This window comes from Ectobacillus sp. OTK (assembly GCF_059698935.1).
Map to the genome: position 1 here is coordinate 2,456,193 of NZ_AP048547.1, position 14,334 is coordinate 2,470,526.

General features: G+C 41.4%; 16 protein-coding genes and 1 pseudogene. 16 read left to right on the plus strand and 1 reads right to left on the minus strand.

Features of this window, described 5'->3' with window-relative positions:
* Positions 1-23 precede the first annotated feature (23 nt).
* The gene (locus AC6HZ4_RS12065) at positions 24-341 is read left to right on the plus strand and encodes a hypothetical protein (protein ID WP_497495257.1); all 318 of its coding nucleotides are present in this window, start codon (positions 24-26) and stop codon (positions 339-341) included.
* 137 nt (positions 342-478) lie between these two features.
* On the opposite strand, the gene AC6HZ4_RS12070 is transcribed toward AC6HZ4_RS12065, so the two are convergent.
* Positions 479-790: a permease gene (locus AC6HZ4_RS12070; protein WP_497495258.1), complete on the minus strand. Its 312-nt coding sequence runs from the start codon at positions 788-790 to the stop codon at positions 479-481.
* 199 nt (positions 791-989) lie between these two features.
* On the opposite strand from AC6HZ4_RS12070, the gene AC6HZ4_RS12075 reads away from it, so the two are divergent.
* The 15 genes and pseudogenes from AC6HZ4_RS12075 (at position 990) to AC6HZ4_RS12145 (ending at position 14,309) form a co-directional block, all read left to right on the plus strand.
* Positions 990-1,670: a class I SAM-dependent methyltransferase gene (locus AC6HZ4_RS12075; RefSeq protein WP_497495260.1), complete on the plus strand. Its 681-nt coding sequence runs from the start codon at positions 990-992 to the stop codon at positions 1,668-1,670.
* Positions 1,671-1,887: 217 nt separating this feature from the next.
* Positions 1,888-2,122, plus strand: a pseudogene (locus AC6HZ4_RS12080) (cation:dicarboxylate symporter family transporter); the annotation flags it as partial.
* Positions 2,123-2,502: 380 nt separating this feature from the next.
* Positions 2,503-3,474 carry an aromatic acid exporter family protein gene (locus AC6HZ4_RS12085; protein ID WP_497495686.1) on the plus strand — a complete coding sequence of 324 codons (972 nt, stop codon included), beginning with the start codon at positions 2,503-2,505 and terminating at the stop codon, positions 3,472-3,474.
* Between the two features lie 156 nt (positions 3,475-3,630).
* Complete coding sequence (locus AC6HZ4_RS12090) at positions 3,631-4,161, plus strand: hypothetical protein (protein WP_497495261.1); 531 nt, start codon at positions 3,631-3,633, stop codon at positions 4,159-4,161.
* A 12-nt stretch (positions 4,162-4,173) separates the two neighbouring features.
* Entirely contained in the window at positions 4,174-5,349 is a 1,176-nt protein-coding gene (locus AC6HZ4_RS12095; protein WP_497495262.1) for a DEAD/DEAH box helicase, read from the plus strand.
* 252 nt (positions 5,350-5,601) lie between these two features.
* On the plus strand, positions 5,602-6,084 hold the full coding sequence (locus AC6HZ4_RS12100; RefSeq protein ID WP_497495264.1) for a glutathione peroxidase: 483 nt from the start codon (positions 5,602-5,604) through the stop codon (positions 6,082-6,084).
* A gap of 251 nt (positions 6,085-6,335) precedes the next feature.
* A complete protein-coding gene (locus tag AC6HZ4_RS12105; protein ID WP_497495687.1) occupies positions 6,336-6,983 on the plus strand; it encodes an HD domain-containing protein in 648 nt (215 codons plus the stop codon).
* Positions 6,980-8,872 (plus strand): ABC-F family ATP-binding cassette domain-containing protein, encoded by a 1,893-nt coding sequence (locus AC6HZ4_RS12110; RefSeq protein ID WP_497495265.1) that lies wholly within the window; start codon positions 6,980-6,982, stop codon positions 8,870-8,872. The genes AC6HZ4_RS12105 and AC6HZ4_RS12110 overlap by 4 nt, the downstream gene beginning before the upstream one ends.
* Before the next feature lie 71 nt (positions 8,873-8,943).
* Complete coding sequence (locus AC6HZ4_RS12115; protein ID WP_497495267.1) at positions 8,944-9,675, plus strand: Bax inhibitor-1/YccA family protein; 732 nt, start codon at positions 8,944-8,946, stop codon at positions 9,673-9,675.
* Positions 9,676-10,002: 327 nt separating this feature from the next.
* On the plus strand, positions 10,003-10,338 hold the full coding sequence (gene ssb / locus AC6HZ4_RS12120) for a single-stranded DNA-binding protein (RefSeq protein WP_497495268.1): 336 nt from the start codon (positions 10,003-10,005) through the stop codon (positions 10,336-10,338).
* A 61-nt stretch (positions 10,339-10,399) separates the two neighbouring features.
* The gene (locus AC6HZ4_RS12125) at positions 10,400-11,530 is read left to right on the plus strand and encodes a conserved virulence factor C family protein (RefSeq protein WP_497495269.1); all 1,131 of its coding nucleotides are present in this window, start codon (positions 10,400-10,402) and stop codon (positions 11,528-11,530) included.
* Positions 11,531-11,646: 116 nt separating this feature from the next.
* Positions 11,647-12,078 carry a BrxA/BrxB family bacilliredoxin gene (locus AC6HZ4_RS12130; protein ID WP_497495270.1) on the plus strand — a complete coding sequence of 144 codons (432 nt, stop codon included), beginning with the start codon at positions 11,647-11,649 and terminating at the stop codon, positions 12,076-12,078.
* Between the two features lie 40 nt (positions 12,079-12,118).
* Entirely contained in the window at positions 12,119-12,892 is a 774-nt protein-coding gene (locus AC6HZ4_RS12135; RefSeq protein WP_497495271.1) for a class I SAM-dependent methyltransferase, read from the plus strand.
* A gap of 503 nt (positions 12,893-13,395) precedes the next feature.
* A complete protein-coding gene (locus AC6HZ4_RS12140; protein WP_497495272.1) occupies positions 13,396-13,998 on the plus strand; it encodes a YpjP family protein in 603 nt (200 codons plus the stop codon).
* A 152-nt stretch (positions 13,999-14,150) separates the two neighbouring features.
* The gene (locus AC6HZ4_RS12145) at positions 14,151-14,309 is read left to right on the plus strand and encodes a hypothetical protein (protein WP_497495273.1); all 159 of its coding nucleotides are present in this window, start codon (positions 14,151-14,153) and stop codon (positions 14,307-14,309) included.
* The last annotated feature ends 25 nt before the right edge of the window (positions 14,310-14,334 follow it).

Sequence of the window (14,334 nt, forward strand, 5' to 3'; positions counted from 1 at the left end):
TCGTCTGACAAAGGAGAAATGGAATGAATAAGGTTTTTTTGTATGTCGGTTTCGTCACGCTTTTTCTTGTTGCTGTCACAATTTTAACGCGTCCAACCGAAGCGGATTACAATCGTTATTTGGAGAAACAAGAGAGGATTATATGCAGCGGGAAAGACTTTACTTGCGTGCAAGAGGGTACTGGGGAAAAGCTGGAATTGATCGAAACAAAGCTGCAAAATCGTGTATTTTTCATAGTAATTGAAAAAACATTTCAAGGGGAAGGGAATACGAAAACAATAGCGCGTGCATTTGGAATGCTTCATATGTTTTTTCATACGTCTGTTGACAAAGTTGAATAATTACTTTAGATATTGTTTTTGATATGCACAAGATAATATGATATTTTGTTTTTCAGGCAGCCCGAATTATGTCCCTTTTGCTAGAAAGACTATTGACTCAACAAACACACCAAGCGATATGCTTGGTGTGTTTTTGTTTACCAAACGGATGAAAGAAGAGGATATAAAATACTGAACAATACAGAAAAGGAGCCAAAGCCAATTGCTGTATAGCCGAGTGTTTTGGAGCCGTAGTTAACAGCTAATAGTCCCATAATGATGGAAAGAGAACCAAAAACAATCGGATACAGTGCAATAGAAAACAGTGCTAGAAACAGTCCAATATATCCTACGATAACCCCTGTATTCGCCTGCTCTTCTTCACCGCGCTGCACATGCTGCGGCGCTAGTTCAACGGCATATTCTTCCTGCTTCTCTCCGCTTTTAAAATGGTGTGTGCGTTTTCTCAATGGAAATCCCTCACCTTCAAGTAGAGGTATTTTTATTATGCACGTTTATATGCAGACGATAACTTCCATTTTTTTCTGTATGAGCATGTTGCCTATCTGGTATATTTCGCTCAATTACAATGCTGCAGGAATTTTGAATAGGGATTTATTCTTATGATGTAGAATATTGCAGTGATAAAAGCAAAAGGTGGGAGAAACCATGAGCGATTTCAATTGGCATAGTGCGGCTAGGCAGCAATGGGATGAAAGGGCCGGCAGCTGGAATCAAAGCAGTCAAAATATGTGGGATAGCGGGAGCAGAAGCACCATTCTTCCGTTTTTTCAAAAGCATGTTCCAAGCGGGGCATCGGTTCTTGATGTTGGTTGCGGGGATGGATATGGCACATATAAACTCAGCCAAGCAGGATACATAGCATGCGGAATAGATTTATCGGAACGAATGATTGAAATCGCAAAAGAGCGTGGAGAAACGAAGCAGCTATCGTTTGTGCAAGGCGACCTGGCAGGACTTCCATTTGAAACGGAGGCCTTTGATGCTGTAATGGCGATCAATTCCCTAGAGTGGACCGAGCAGCCGCAGCAAGCATGGATGGAAGTAGGACGGGTGCTAAAGCCAGGCGGTTATGCCTGCGTTGCGATTTTAGGTCCGACTGCAATGCCGCGCATCAATAGCTACCGCCGCTTGTACGGTGAGGCTGTAATTTGCAACACGATGATGCCATGGGAATTTAAGAAGCTTGCAACAGAGAATGGCTTTGTTTCTTTAGATGGACAGGGAGTATATAAGAGGGAGGTAAAGGAGCAGCACCTGCATGGCTTACCGGAGGAACTCAAGCAGTCGTTAACCTTTTTATGGATATTCATGCTGAAAAAGAAGTAACATCCGTACCTAGCGGATGTTTTTTGCTGTATCTATTCGCAGTTCAAGGAAGTTGCACATGAGCGTTTCAGTTCCAGTAATTATCATACTGCGTTTAATAAAAGCAACATCCATAATGCTGTATAAGAAAAAATAGCTGTTGGAAAAATAAATGAAACATAGGCACATACCTCTTTTTAAAATATGCCTGGATGTTCCATCTTATATCAAGCTTTAGCGGCTGTATGGTATTGATTTATCGATTGGAGCACAAATTTCTTTAGTACTTGTACTCATGATGACATCTAAAGGAATTGCCGGTGTTTCAGGTGTATCATTCGTGTATTATTGGCAATACTCGGTACAGTTGGAATCCCTGTAGAAGGGCTCGTATTGACCGTCTTTTAGATATGGCAAGAACTGTTGTAAACATAATAGAAAACTCACTAGCAGCCGCTGTTATATCGAAATAGGAAAGTTTAATAAAAATAATAAAGCAGTCCATAAAAAAATAATAAAACTTCATAATATTCACCTGTAAGAATTCTTGTGGATAATTGAACATGGAAAATTTTTACCCATGTCCAATTCTTTATGTAGATTTATATAAATATGTGTTTTAAAACTTAAATTGCTCTTAAAACATGCTTGTTTAAAAATTTGTAGTTTTTTGTGTGATTGTGTAGTTTTTATTATAGACTAGGAAAATAGTCTAGCAGAATAATGAAGGGTTGTTTTTTTGATTTTACAATTGTTCGTAAAAAATGACGAAATTGCAGAGGAGATCAGAAAGATTTTCAATAAATAGAACAGCTGTCTTTATTAATTTAAAATGTAGGAGTACGTAAACATGATGAAATACAAAATTGGTTATCGAACATTTAAAACGGGGGTTGCTGTATCGTTAGCCATTATGATTGCACAGCTTTGTCATTTGAATTTTTTTGTATCAGCCGCTATTATTACCATTCTTTGTGTGCAAAACTCAAAGAAAAAATCATTGAGGAGTGCATCTGCACGTTTTATAGCTTGTATGCTGGCAATTCCCTTCTCCTATGTCTTTTTTGAAGGAATTGGCTATCATCCGCTTGTTATTGGTTTGATGTTGCTATTCTTTATTCCGGCTACCGTTATTGTAAAAGCAAATGAAGGAGTTGTTACCAGTTCGGTTATTATTTTGCACATTTATTCAACCGAGCATATAACATGGAGTGTTATCTTAAACGAGATTGGTTTAATTATCGTTGGAATCGGTACCGCACTGCTTGTTAATTTATATATGCCAAGTCTTGATAAACAATTAAAAATGTATCAAAAGCAAGTGGAAACAAATTTTAAAATGATTTTGGAAGAAATAGTAGAGTACCTGCGAACAAATGAGAAACTTTGGACAGGCAACGAAGTAACAGAAGCTGTGGAGCTATTAACAACAGCCAAGATCCTTGCTCTCCGGGATGTAGAGAATCATCTTTCACAGACAGAAAACTATTATTACCGCTATTTTACTATTCGAGAAAAACAGTTGGAGGTTATTAAGCGTTTATTGCCAATTGTTACATTGGTTCGGACGATGGATGAGCAGCGTTATCTTATTGCGGATTTCATTGAAGAGTTAAGTTTATGTATTCATCCTGGAAATACTGCACAATTATTCTTGAGCAAATTAAAAATTTTAAAAGAAGAATTTAAAAATAGGCCGTTACCGCAAACATGGGAAGCTTTTGAGGCAAGAGCCCAATTGTTTCAACTAGTACAAGAAATTGAACAGTATTTACTTATTAAAGATTCATTAAAAGCTCATTACAAATTGGGCAGCTTCTCTTGACAAAATAGTTAAATTTCGTATTTAGGCAGCAAATTTATGGTATTTGGCAGGGGGCTTATTCTAATATTGCTTTTATTCGTGAAAATGAGTACACTGAAGAATGATTATTGACAGCGCCTTTCGTTTGAAAGGCGCTCCATTTTTCGGAGGAGAAATATGTTTGATCCGACTGTATTTGAAAATTTGAAGGTTGTGGCGGAAGGTGCGGTATATGATTTAGATTTGGCAGGCGCTATTTTGGTGACAAATCGAAGAGATATTGTGGATTTAGCTTCTATGAGCCGTACATACAGTATTTCATTTGTGCTTAGGGAAGCAGAATATGATATAACAGCTCTGTTTAGCTTGACGGCGGACGTGAAAAATTTGGCTGGAGAGATTCTAGAGGATACATTATTTTCTCCTGGATGCGGTCTGCAATTGCAGTTTTTATTCCCTATTCCGTCACCAGAGCCGTTTGTAGAGCAGGTCGATGCACAGCTTCGCTTTATTTGGGGGAAAGAGCGAAGTATTACACAAATCATTTCATACGAGTACAATAAGGAGCCTCTTTTCTACTCTAATACTGCAACGGTTTTGTTTCAAAAGATTATAACGGAAGAGCATGCTGAGGACTTGCCGGCAGTAGTGGATCATATGGTCGAAACGCTCGAGCGATTACAAGAGCTTCTTACAAATTTGAATTAAAGGAGAAGTAGCATGATTACAAATTTACAGCCCTTTTTGCAAACCGCATGGGAAAAAGCGGGCTTTCAGCAATACACTGATGTACAAAAAAGCGTGATTCCGCTTATTTTAGAGGGGAAAGATGTGATTGCCGAATCACCGACAGGTACGGGGAAAACATTAGCTTATTTGCTTCCGCTTTTACATAAGGTAAACCCTGCTATTCAAAATCCCCAAATTGTTATCTTATCGCCAACACGCGAGCTTGTCATGCAAATACATAGCGAGGTACAAAAATTTACAGAAGGCAGCGGAATTACAGGAGCTTCTTTAATCGGGGGAGCTGATATAAAACGGCAGGTTGAGAAGCTGAAGAAGCATCCGCAAGTGATTACTGGCTCTCCCGGCCGGGTGCAGGAGCTTATTCGTATGAAGAAGCTGAAAATGCATGAGGTTATAGCCGTTGTATTTGATGAATTTGATCAGATGATAAAGCAGGAGATGTCTCCTTTATTGGCAGATATTATCAAATCAACGGTACGTAGCCGGCAGCTCCTTTTTTTCTCGGCAACCGTCCCAAAAGCGATTGAAGATAAAGCGCGTGCATTTACAGTTAATCCAGAGGTAGTTCGTATTAAGCAGGCACTGGAAGCGGCAGAACGTGTAAAGCATTTGTACATTTCTGGAGAGTATCGAGAAAAACTTGAGAATGTACGTAAAATTGTACACATGGACGGCGTAAAGGCAATTGCTTTTTTGAATGATCCGTTTCGTCTGGATGAAATGGCATCAAAGCTGCGATTTCGAAAGGTAGCAGCCGGTGTAATTCATTCTGAGGCAACCAAACAAGAGCGGGCTGCTACGCTGCGCGATTTTCGTAATGGAAAGATTCAAGTGCTGCTCGCGACGGATGTAGCGGCGCGCGGCTTAGATATAGAAGGTGTGACGCACGTAATTCATTTAGACTTTCCGAATACAGTTGATCAATACATTCACCGCTCTGGGCGTACTGGACGTATGGGCAAGGAAGGAACGGTTATTTCAGTTGTGACGGCAGGCGAAGAGCAGAAGTTGCTGCAGTTTGCAAGGAAGCTTGGAATTGAGTTTGAGAAGATGGAAATTTATAAAGGGAACTTTGTGACAAAGAAGCCGCCAGCACCAAAAAAGAAGCAATCATCTTTTCCGGGAAGAAAAAAGACGAGATCGTGAGTATTAATGCAAATGAAGCCTTCATTTCACAAGCTGAAGGCTTTGTTTGCATTATTTAGCTTCTGTAAGTATCAGTAATCAACAGGATCTCATATCGAACTGCTGCGCCTTATATGCTCTCGTATTCTCTGGAACATTGTGCTTTTCTTCCATTCAATCAAGTGTGATAATTTTTCAAACATTCCGATGGCTGAACATTGGACTTTCCATGTTGTTCACATTATGATGAGAATATGAAGGAAGGGGGATCAAATGTCTATCTATGATTTCACTGTTCAAACAATTCAAGGTGTAGAAGAGTCGCTGCAGCGATATAAAGGCAAAGTGCTACTCATCGTGAATGTGGCAAGCAAATGTGGATTTACGCCGCAGTACAAAGGTTTGCAAGCATTATATGAGCAGTATAAAGAAGAAGGTTTAGAGGTGCTTGGATTCCCGTGTAATCAATTCATGGGCCAGGAACCGGGGACTGATGAAGAGATTGCAAGCTTTTGTGAATTGAATTATGGTGTGACCTTTCCGATGTTTGCTAAAATTGACGTAAACGGTGAAACTGCGCATCCTTTGTATCGTTACCTAGGCGAACAAGCACCGGGTTTTCTCGGGTCGCGGGCAATTAAATGGAACTTCACAAAATTTTTAATAGACAGAAACGGGACAGTTCTAGAGCGGTATGCACCGCAAGCATCTCCGGAGGATTTAAAAGGGGATATTGAAAAAGCATTGCGCGCCTGAACAAAAGCCTTGGTGCGGTAAGAGAAACTATCATCCTTAAAAATATCAATTATTCTTTTTAAAAAGAGGGGGCGCAGAATCTCTCTTTTTTCATTCGCAGATAAAGAGACATTTTCGTGTTGATTGATGATAATGATGAAGGATTCTGGAAAAATATGATAGGAAGTAATAAGAGTATGAAGATACATTGCCCTAAAGGGATAGCAGTGTTGCGCATAAAGATGGTAAAATAAATGACTAGGTGAAGAATGATGACAAGAAACGAAATGATTGAAAAAACTATAGTTTTTGTAAAAAGCATATTAGAAGTCGATGCAAGCGGACATGATTGGTATCATATTGAACGGGTGTATAAACTGGCACAGACAATTGCCAAGGAAGAGGGCGGCGATTGTTTTATTATTGAAATGGCTGCTCTTTTGCATGATGTGGCTGATGAAAAGTTGAATGAAAGTGAAGAAGCCGGCCTAAAACGGGTAGAGAACTGGTTGGCAGACTTATGTGTTTCTCCTGAGGAACAGAAGCATATTTTACATATTATTATGAATATGTCTTATAAAGGGGGACACGGCGGCAAGGTAGAGACACTGGAAGGGAAAATTGTCCAAGATGCAGACCGTCTCGATGCTCTTGGTGCAATCGGAATCGCGCGTACGTTTGCCTATGGGGGAGCGAAGGGGCGGCTGATGTACGACCCAAAGGTTCCGCCGCGTGAAGCAATGACAAAAGAACAATACCGTAAGTCAAATGATCCATCATTGAACCATTTTTATGAAAAGTTATTGAAATTAAAGGATTTAATGAATACGAAGTGCGCGAAACGATTAGCAGAGGAGCGCCATCTCTATATGGAGCAATTTATTGAACAATTTATGAAAGAGTGGAATGTTAAGATATGAAAATGTTAACGGTTGAAAGCTTATCCAAATCGTATGGAGAAAAGCCGTTGTTTCAAGATTTGTCATTTAGTGTGACGGAAGGACAACGCATTGGCATTATCGGTGTAAACGGTACGGGAAAATCAACGCTGCTGAAGATTATTGCGGGTGTCGAGCAAGCAGATGGAGGAGAAATTACGCATACGCGTGGATATACAATTAGCTATTTGGCACAGCAGCCGCAGTTTGATGAGAGCTTAACAGTGCTTGAGCAGGTTTTTTACGGGGACACACCGTTAATTCGCTTGCTTCGTGAGTATGAGACGGTGCTTCTTAGGTTAGAGAAGGATGCAACGAATGAGAAAGTGCAAGGAGAGTTATTTCGTTTGCAGCAGCAAATGGATGCGATGGATGCATGGGACGCAAATGCAAACGCAAAGGCGTTGTTGACGAAGCTGGGCATTGTTGATTTTTCTGCAAAAGTTGGAGAGCTCTCAGGGGGACAGAAAAAACGAGTTGCGATGGCGCAATGCTTTATTCAAATGCCTGATCTTCTCATTTTAGACGAGCCGACAAACCATCTTGATCATGAAACGGTAGAGTGGCTTGAGGAGTATTTAGCACGCTATACAGGTGCGCTGCTGATTGTTACGCATGACCGTTATTTTTTAGATCGTGTAACAAATCGTATTTTGGAGCTTGATAAAGGTAAAATCTATAGCTATGAAGGAAATTATGCTGCCTTTATAGAGGCAAAGGCACTGCGGGAAGAACAAGAAATGGCACAGGAGGAAAAGAGGCAAAATCTCTATCGGCGTGAGCTTGCTTGGATGCGCCGCGGTGCCAAGGCACGTACAACAAAGCAAAAGGCGCGTATTCAAAGATTTGAAGAGCTAGAAAAGAAAGAAGGACCTTCTGCTAAGCAAAATGTTGATATCGCGATTGGCAGCAGCCGCCTTGGCAAAAAGGTGTTAGAGCTGCAGGATGTTACGAAGCGGTTTGGCGACAAGGTTGTTCTGGATCACTTCAGCCGCATCGTGAAGCCGGGTGACCGTATCGGTATTATTGGACCAAACGGAAGCGGTAAATCTTCTTTATTAAACATGTTAACTGGCAAAATCACTCCTGACAGCGGCGACATTGAAATTGGTCAGACAGTGAAAATTGCGTATTATACGCAGGAAAATGAGGATATGAATTTAAATCAACGAATGATTGAGTATGTGAAGGAAATAGCTGAGGTGATTCATACTACAGACGGCAAGCTAATTTCTGCTTCTCAAATGTTGGAGAGATTTTTGTTTCCGCCTCATATGCATGGCACACCGCTTGCAAAGCTATCCGGCGGGGAGCGAAGACGGTTGTATCTGCTGCGTATTTTAATGGGTGAGCCGAACGTCCTTCTTTTGGATGAGCCGACAAACGACCTCGATACGCAAACGTTAACGGTGCTAGAGGATTATTTAGATGAGTTTCCTGGTGTTGTAATTGCGGTATCCCATGATCGTTATTTTCTGGATAAGGTCGCACAGGAGCTGTTCGTATTTACAGGAAACGGACATGTTCGTGTATTTTTCGGAAGCTATAGCGATTATTTAGAAGAGAAACAACAAAGTGAGAGCCTTTTAAAAGCGGCGGCGGTAAAGGAAAAGAAATCGGAGGAAGCACCGAAGCCGAAAAAGCGAAAGCTATCCTATCAAGAGCAGCGCGACTGGGATACAATCGAAGAAAGAATTGCAAAGCTAGAAGAGACATTGGAGCAGCTTGCTGCAGAGCTTGAAGCAGCAGGTGCGGACTATGAGAGGGCACAGCAGCTTTCGAATGAGCAGCAGCGTGCAGAGCAAGAGCTAGAAGCTGCTATTGAGAGATGGAGTGAGCTTTCAGAGCTTATGGAAGGTTTGAAATCGTAATGTTGCTAATATTGCAATGTAAGAGGAAAACTTTTACACTGAGAGTAAGAACCTGCTAGGAGGTAGATTATATGAGAACAAATAATCCAATGTTAAAAAATGATGTGTTTCGTAAAGCGAATACAGGCGGCTCCGTTATGACTGTAGGAGGCACGGTAGGAAAAGCCCTGATCATGCTTTTGCTCCTGTTAGGGACATCTGTATACTCTTATGTGCAGGTCATGCAAAATAAAATGAACCTTGGGGTTGCAATCGGTGCAGTTGTAATTGCTTTTGTATTCGCGCTTATTACATCATTTGCCCCGCGTGCTTCCTTTATCACTGCGCCAATCTACGCTGCAGTGGAGGGTGTGTTTTTAGGAACCGTGTCGGGGCTGTATACGCAGCAGTTTGGAGATTACGTGATTTTGCAGGCAGTGCTATTAACGGTCTCTATTATGCTGGCAATGCTTATTTTATATGCAACGCGAGTTATAAAGGTAACAGATAAGTTTCGCTTAGGTGTGATGTCTGCAACGCTCGGTGTGTTTTTTATGTACCTAATCGTTATGATTTTGCAATTATTTCATGTTCCGGTTCCGTTTTTGCATGACGGCGGCACAATTGCGATTATTGTGAGTGCTGTTGTCATTGTGATTGCTGCTTTAAATCTCGTGCTTGACTTTGATTTTATTGAAAGCAGTGCTCGTTACGGATCTCCGCAGTATATGGAATGGTACGGTGCATTTGCACTCATGGCAACACTTGTTTGGTTGTACCTCGAAATTCTTCGTCTTGTTTCTTACTTTGCCCGCAATGAATAAGGCAGACCAATCCAAAGGCACAATGTACCTTTGGATTGGTCTTTTTTTGAAAAGGGAAGAAAGTATAACTTTTGGATTGCCGGCCTGCTCCCTTCCGCAAAATAACCTTCACCACCACAGAAAAAAGGCGCCTTTCATGGTAAAGGACACACGGAATATTTCTAACACGAAAAAATTTCTTCAATATTAAAAGTTACGTTTTATCTTAAACGTTTTTCTAAAAGTTAACTGAAAGAAGCAGAGAAATCTCGTTTTGAAACGCAGATTTTGTTCATTTTACGCTCCTTCTTCATTTTTCTACAATGTAAGAAAAAAGGAGGGGCTGTAATGAATCGTGTTATGCTAATTGGAAGAATGACTAGGGACCCAGAGCTAGCTTACACAAAACAGAAAACACCGTATGTGAAAATGTGTATTGCAGTTATGAGAGGGTTTCGAAATAGTATGGGAGAGCGGGAAGCTGATTTCATTGATTGCACGGTTTGGAATAAGTCTGCAGAGCATGTTGCTGCATATTGTAAAAGAGGATCATTAATTGGAGTTACCGGGTCAATTCGAACGAGCCGTTATGATAATGCTGAGGGAAAACGTGTGTATAGGACGGAAGTGTTTGCGCAAAGTGTTACGTTTTTAGAGAGGAGGCAGGAGCAGGCACGACAGTAGTATCAATTACTGGCAACGTGCTACAATAAATAGAAACAGATAAACAAAGGAGAGATTTTACTTGAAGATTAAGGCAATTGAACCAACACCGAGTCCGAATACGATGAAGGTGATTTTATATGAAGAATTGCCTGCAGGAAAGCGCAATAACTATACAAAGGATAATGCATCACAGGCTCCGGAAACGGTGCAGCATATACTGCATATTGAAGGCGTAAAGGGTGTGTATCATGTAGCTGATTTTCTTGCGGTGGAGAGAAATGCAAAGTATGATTGGAAGGCAATTTTACAGAAGGTACGGGCTGTGTTTGGTGAGGAAGGAGCGGATGCTGGTGAAAGCCAGGGTGAAGCCGCGCCTTTTGGAGAAATAAAGGTGTACGTGCAAATGTTTTACGGCATTCCGATGCAGGTGAAGCTAACGGATGGTACAAATGAAGCGCGCTTCGCATTGCCAGAGCGCTTTAAAGGTGCCATTATGAAGCTGCAAATGGCGGCTCCCAATGTTGTAATGGATCGGAAATGGGTGGAACAGAGTACACGCTACGGTGATTTTTCTGAGATTGGCAGCGAGGTTGTAGAGGAATTAGCTGCAGCCTATCCGGAAGATCGTGTGAACGTATTAGTAGAAGACATAATGAAGCAGCGAGGCGCGGAGGAGATCACCGTTAAGCGACGCACCCCTTATCGAGTGACAGAGGAAATGCTGGAGGAGGAAGACTGGACAAAGCGTTATGCAGCGCTTGAGCAAATGGACCCAAAGGAAGAGGACTTGCCTGTTTTGCAGAAAGCACTTCATGATGAAAAGCCTTCTATTCGTCGTCTCGCTGTCGCATATTTAGGAATGATAAAAGGAGAAGGTGTGCTTCCGCTTTTATATGAGGCGATGAAGGATAAATCGGTGACGGTGCGCCGTACAGCCGGAGATTGCTTGTCCGATATCGGAGATGAGCAGGCCATACCGGTTATGATCGAAGCGCTTAAGGATACGAGCAAGCTTGTTCGTTGGAGAGCGGCTATGTTTTTATACGAATCGGGAGATGAAAGTGCACTTCCGGCATTGAGAGAAGCACAAAATGATCCGGAGTTCGAGGTCGCTATGCAAGCCCGTCTTGCTATTGAGCGTATCGAAGGCGGCGAAGAGGCGAAGGGATCCGTATGGAAGCAAATGACAGAATACAGAAACGCTGAATAAATTTGAATGCGGTAGTAGTAATAAAGGAAGAAAATAGATTGCTTTCCTTCCCTTCCCTATTGTATATGTACATGATATGATAACAGCGGAGTAACTTTTAAAGGAGAGAACACACGATGAATGCTTACGAAGAATATATGCGACAAATGGTTTTGCCAATGCGCAAAGAACTGACAATAGCTGGATTTAAGGAACTTACAACTGCAGAAGAGGTAGAAAACTATGTCGAGAATGCGACAGGAACAACTTTAGTTGTCATTAATTCTGTCTGCGGTTGTGCAGCGGGATTGGCTCGTCCATCTGTGACACAAGCGTTGCTGCGTACGGATAAAAAACCAGATCACCTTGTTACGGTATTTGCCGGGCAGGATAAGGAAGCAACTGCGATGATGAGATCATACTTCGATGATATTCCACCGTCTTCTCCGTCCATTGCGCTGCTTAAGGGAAAAGAGGTTGTGCACTTTATTCATCGTCATGAAATTGAAGGGAACTCGATGGAAGGAATTATGAGCAATTTGCTGGATGCATTTGATAAGCATTGCTAAAAAGGGGGAGCTTCTCCCTTTTTTCTTTATGGGTGATCCGATGATTGTGACAACAGCAGGAAGAACAAATTCACAAATGACAGAATATGCAAAAAGTGTTGCTCTCGATTTAGATAGTCCATTTGTCGCACGAAAAGACAATTCTGTACAAGATATACAAAGGAGATTTCAAGATGATGTGCTTGTTGCCGGGAAAAATCGTTTAGAGATTTATCCTTACGGCGGTGAAGAATCATTTTTTTTCCATCCGAACTCATCTAGTTTTCGGTTAAAGCGCTTCATGCGAGGTGAGCATGATCCATTTTTGCAGGCAGCTGCTCTAAAGGAAGGAATGAAGCTATTAGACTGCACGCTTGGTATGGCATCGGATAGTATTATGGCGAGCTATGCGGTTGGGCAAGAAGGAAAAATTGTGGGAGTAGAAGACAACAAATATATGGCGTATTTAGTAGCAAAGGGACTCGAGCAGTGGGATTCAGGAATGCCGGAGATGAATGCGGCGATGCGGCGTATTCAGGTTGTACAAGGCAATCATTTAGCATTTTTGCGTCAATGTCCTGATGCCTCCTTTGATGTCGTTTACATGGATCCAATGTTTGAAGAAAGTATTTTGGAAGCCGATGGCATCCGCGGCCTAAAGCACTTTGCTTTATATGACGATTTGTCAGAAGAAGCAATACTGGAAGCGCGGCGTGTTGCGAAGCAACGCGTTGTGCTTAAGGATCATTTTCGCAGTACAAGATTTGAACGGTTTGGTTTTTCAGTGCATCGGCGTAAAAGTGCGAAATTTCATTTTGGCATTTTGGAGGTATAAAGGCAGGAAATTGAAGCTTTCAATTTTCTGCTTTTTTTCGTTTGCGTAGGGATCACTGGAAAGGGGATAACGATAAGCGAATTCTTCATCTAGAGTCAGGATAGAAAATGTTGTTGGCAGAAGAAGGGGCACAGAGATATGTTCTCGTATCTACTCTTGTATTATATAGATCGGGCTTATATTGACTTTGTTTGTCCGTTACGCTTTTATTTTTGGCAAATTAAAAAAGAAAGAGCAGCCCCTGTCTCTTTCCCTTCATGGTTGTGTAATCATTTCATATAGAAAATACACAATCGTTATGATGCTCACCCCAAAATAAAGTGTGTCCAAATCCAAGATGTATTCCTCCTAGATGAGAATGTATAACTATTACAATTTTATGACTTTTTCATAAAAAATATTCATGGGCTTAATCAAAATGTAACAGCTTTCAATGCGATAGTTTTGTATAATAAAAGTAAAATATATCTAGTTTCTGCAAATGCAGAAGAAAGGGGGACCATATGCCAAATTGGCTGAAGAAAGCTTTAGTCACATTTATTACTGTCTTTACATTTGGACTTGTTACGCCGCCGTCTGCTTTGCTTGATAACGCCAAGGCGCATAAGTCCTCCAGGCCGGATGTTGAGCAAGCCTCCAGTTCTGCTGTTGGACAAGCATCAGAAGTTTTGCTCGATGAGCAAAGTGATGAGCAAGTTACCCCAGCTCTTTTTGTTACATATGCAATGGAGGAAGCGGAGCGGCAGTCGGTTATGAAGTTTGGAACGAAAATTGCTCCCGTTATAGAAGATGAGTTTAAGGAAGTAATTCTACCGCGCATAGAAGAGACATTATCAGCGTTTGCAGAGATGCTTCCATCTGACGCACTGCAGCATTTGGCTCTGTCGCAAAAGCCGGCGGGAGGGGAGAATGAAAAGATTTTCCATGTGTACGATGAGCGTACAGGAAAGGATTTACTCAGATTCCACGTTCGACGGGATCGTCCGCCGTTAGAGGGATACTATTTTAATTTTCATTATCATAGTGTTGAGGACGAATATGCGACGCATTATGATCTTGGCAATATGTATTGGGGAAAAAATAAACCGCCGCAATGGTTATCTTAAAGGACAAGCCTGTCATGCTTGTCCTATTTTTTTTGTCAAAATTTGAAGAACAAAAGCTCTAACAGGTTGGTTTTGTTTCTGAAAATCTGACGATATATTAGATTGTGGAAAAAAAGAAGGAAAGAAGATTTCTTCCGGAAAGGGGAGAAGCTATGGCGCAGGAGGAGACGAAAAAGCTCAATGCGGAAATTCCAGCTGCACTAAAAAAGCGGCTTGATGTGTATTGCAGCCTAAACGATTGCTTCATTTACCACGTTGTGACGCAGGCGCTGGAGGAGTATTTAGATCGGAAAAACGTGCCTAAATCATAGGATACATTTCAGAAAGGGGACGAAG

Bases quoted from the DNA above. Each gene is read 5' to 3' on its own strand.
- AC6HZ4_RS12065 (WP_497495257.1), top strand. From the start codon at position 24: ATGAATAAGGTTTTTTTGTATGTCGGTTTCGTCACGCTTTTTCTTGTT.
- AC6HZ4_RS12075 (WP_497495260.1), top strand. From the start codon at position 990: ATGAGCGATTTCAATTGGCATAGTGCGGCTAGGCAGCAATGGGATGAA.
- AC6HZ4_RS12085 (WP_497495686.1), top strand. From the start codon at position 2,503: ATGAAATACAAAATTGGTTATCGAACATTTAAAACGGGGGTTGCTGTA.
- AC6HZ4_RS12090 (WP_497495261.1), top strand. From the start codon at position 3,631: ATGTTTGATCCGACTGTATTTGAAAATTTGAAGGTTGTGGCGGAAGGT.
- AC6HZ4_RS12095 (WP_497495262.1), top strand. From the start codon at position 4,174: ATGATTACAAATTTACAGCCCTTTTTGCAAACCGCATGGGAAAAAGCG.
- AC6HZ4_RS12100 (WP_497495264.1), top strand. From the start codon at position 5,602: ATGTCTATCTATGATTTCACTGTTCAAACAATTCAAGGTGTAGAAGAG.
- AC6HZ4_RS12105 (WP_497495687.1), top strand. From the start codon at position 6,336: ATGACAAGAAACGAAATGATTGAAAAAACTATAGTTTTTGTAAAAAGC.
- AC6HZ4_RS12110 (WP_497495265.1), top strand. From the start codon at position 6,980: ATGAAAATGTTAACGGTTGAAAGCTTATCCAAATCGTATGGAGAAAAG.
- AC6HZ4_RS12115 (WP_497495267.1), top strand. From the start codon at position 8,944: ATGAGAACAAATAATCCAATGTTAAAAAATGATGTGTTTCGTAAAGCG.
- ssb (WP_497495268.1), top strand. From the start codon at position 10,003: ATGAATCGTGTTATGCTAATTGGAAGAATGACTAGGGACCCAGAGCTA.
- AC6HZ4_RS12130 (WP_497495270.1), top strand. From the start codon at position 11,647: ATGAATGCTTACGAAGAATATATGCGACAAATGGTTTTGCCAATGCGC.
- AC6HZ4_RS12135 (WP_497495271.1), top strand. From the start codon at position 12,119: ATGATTGTGACAACAGCAGGAAGAACAAATTCACAAATGACAGAATAT.
- AC6HZ4_RS12140 (WP_497495272.1), top strand. From the start codon at position 13,396: ATGCCAAATTGGCTGAAGAAAGCTTTAGTCACATTTATTACTGTCTTT.
- AC6HZ4_RS12145 (WP_497495273.1), top strand. From the start codon at position 14,151: ATGGCGCAGGAGGAGACGAAAAAGCTCAATGCGGAAATTCCAGCTGCA.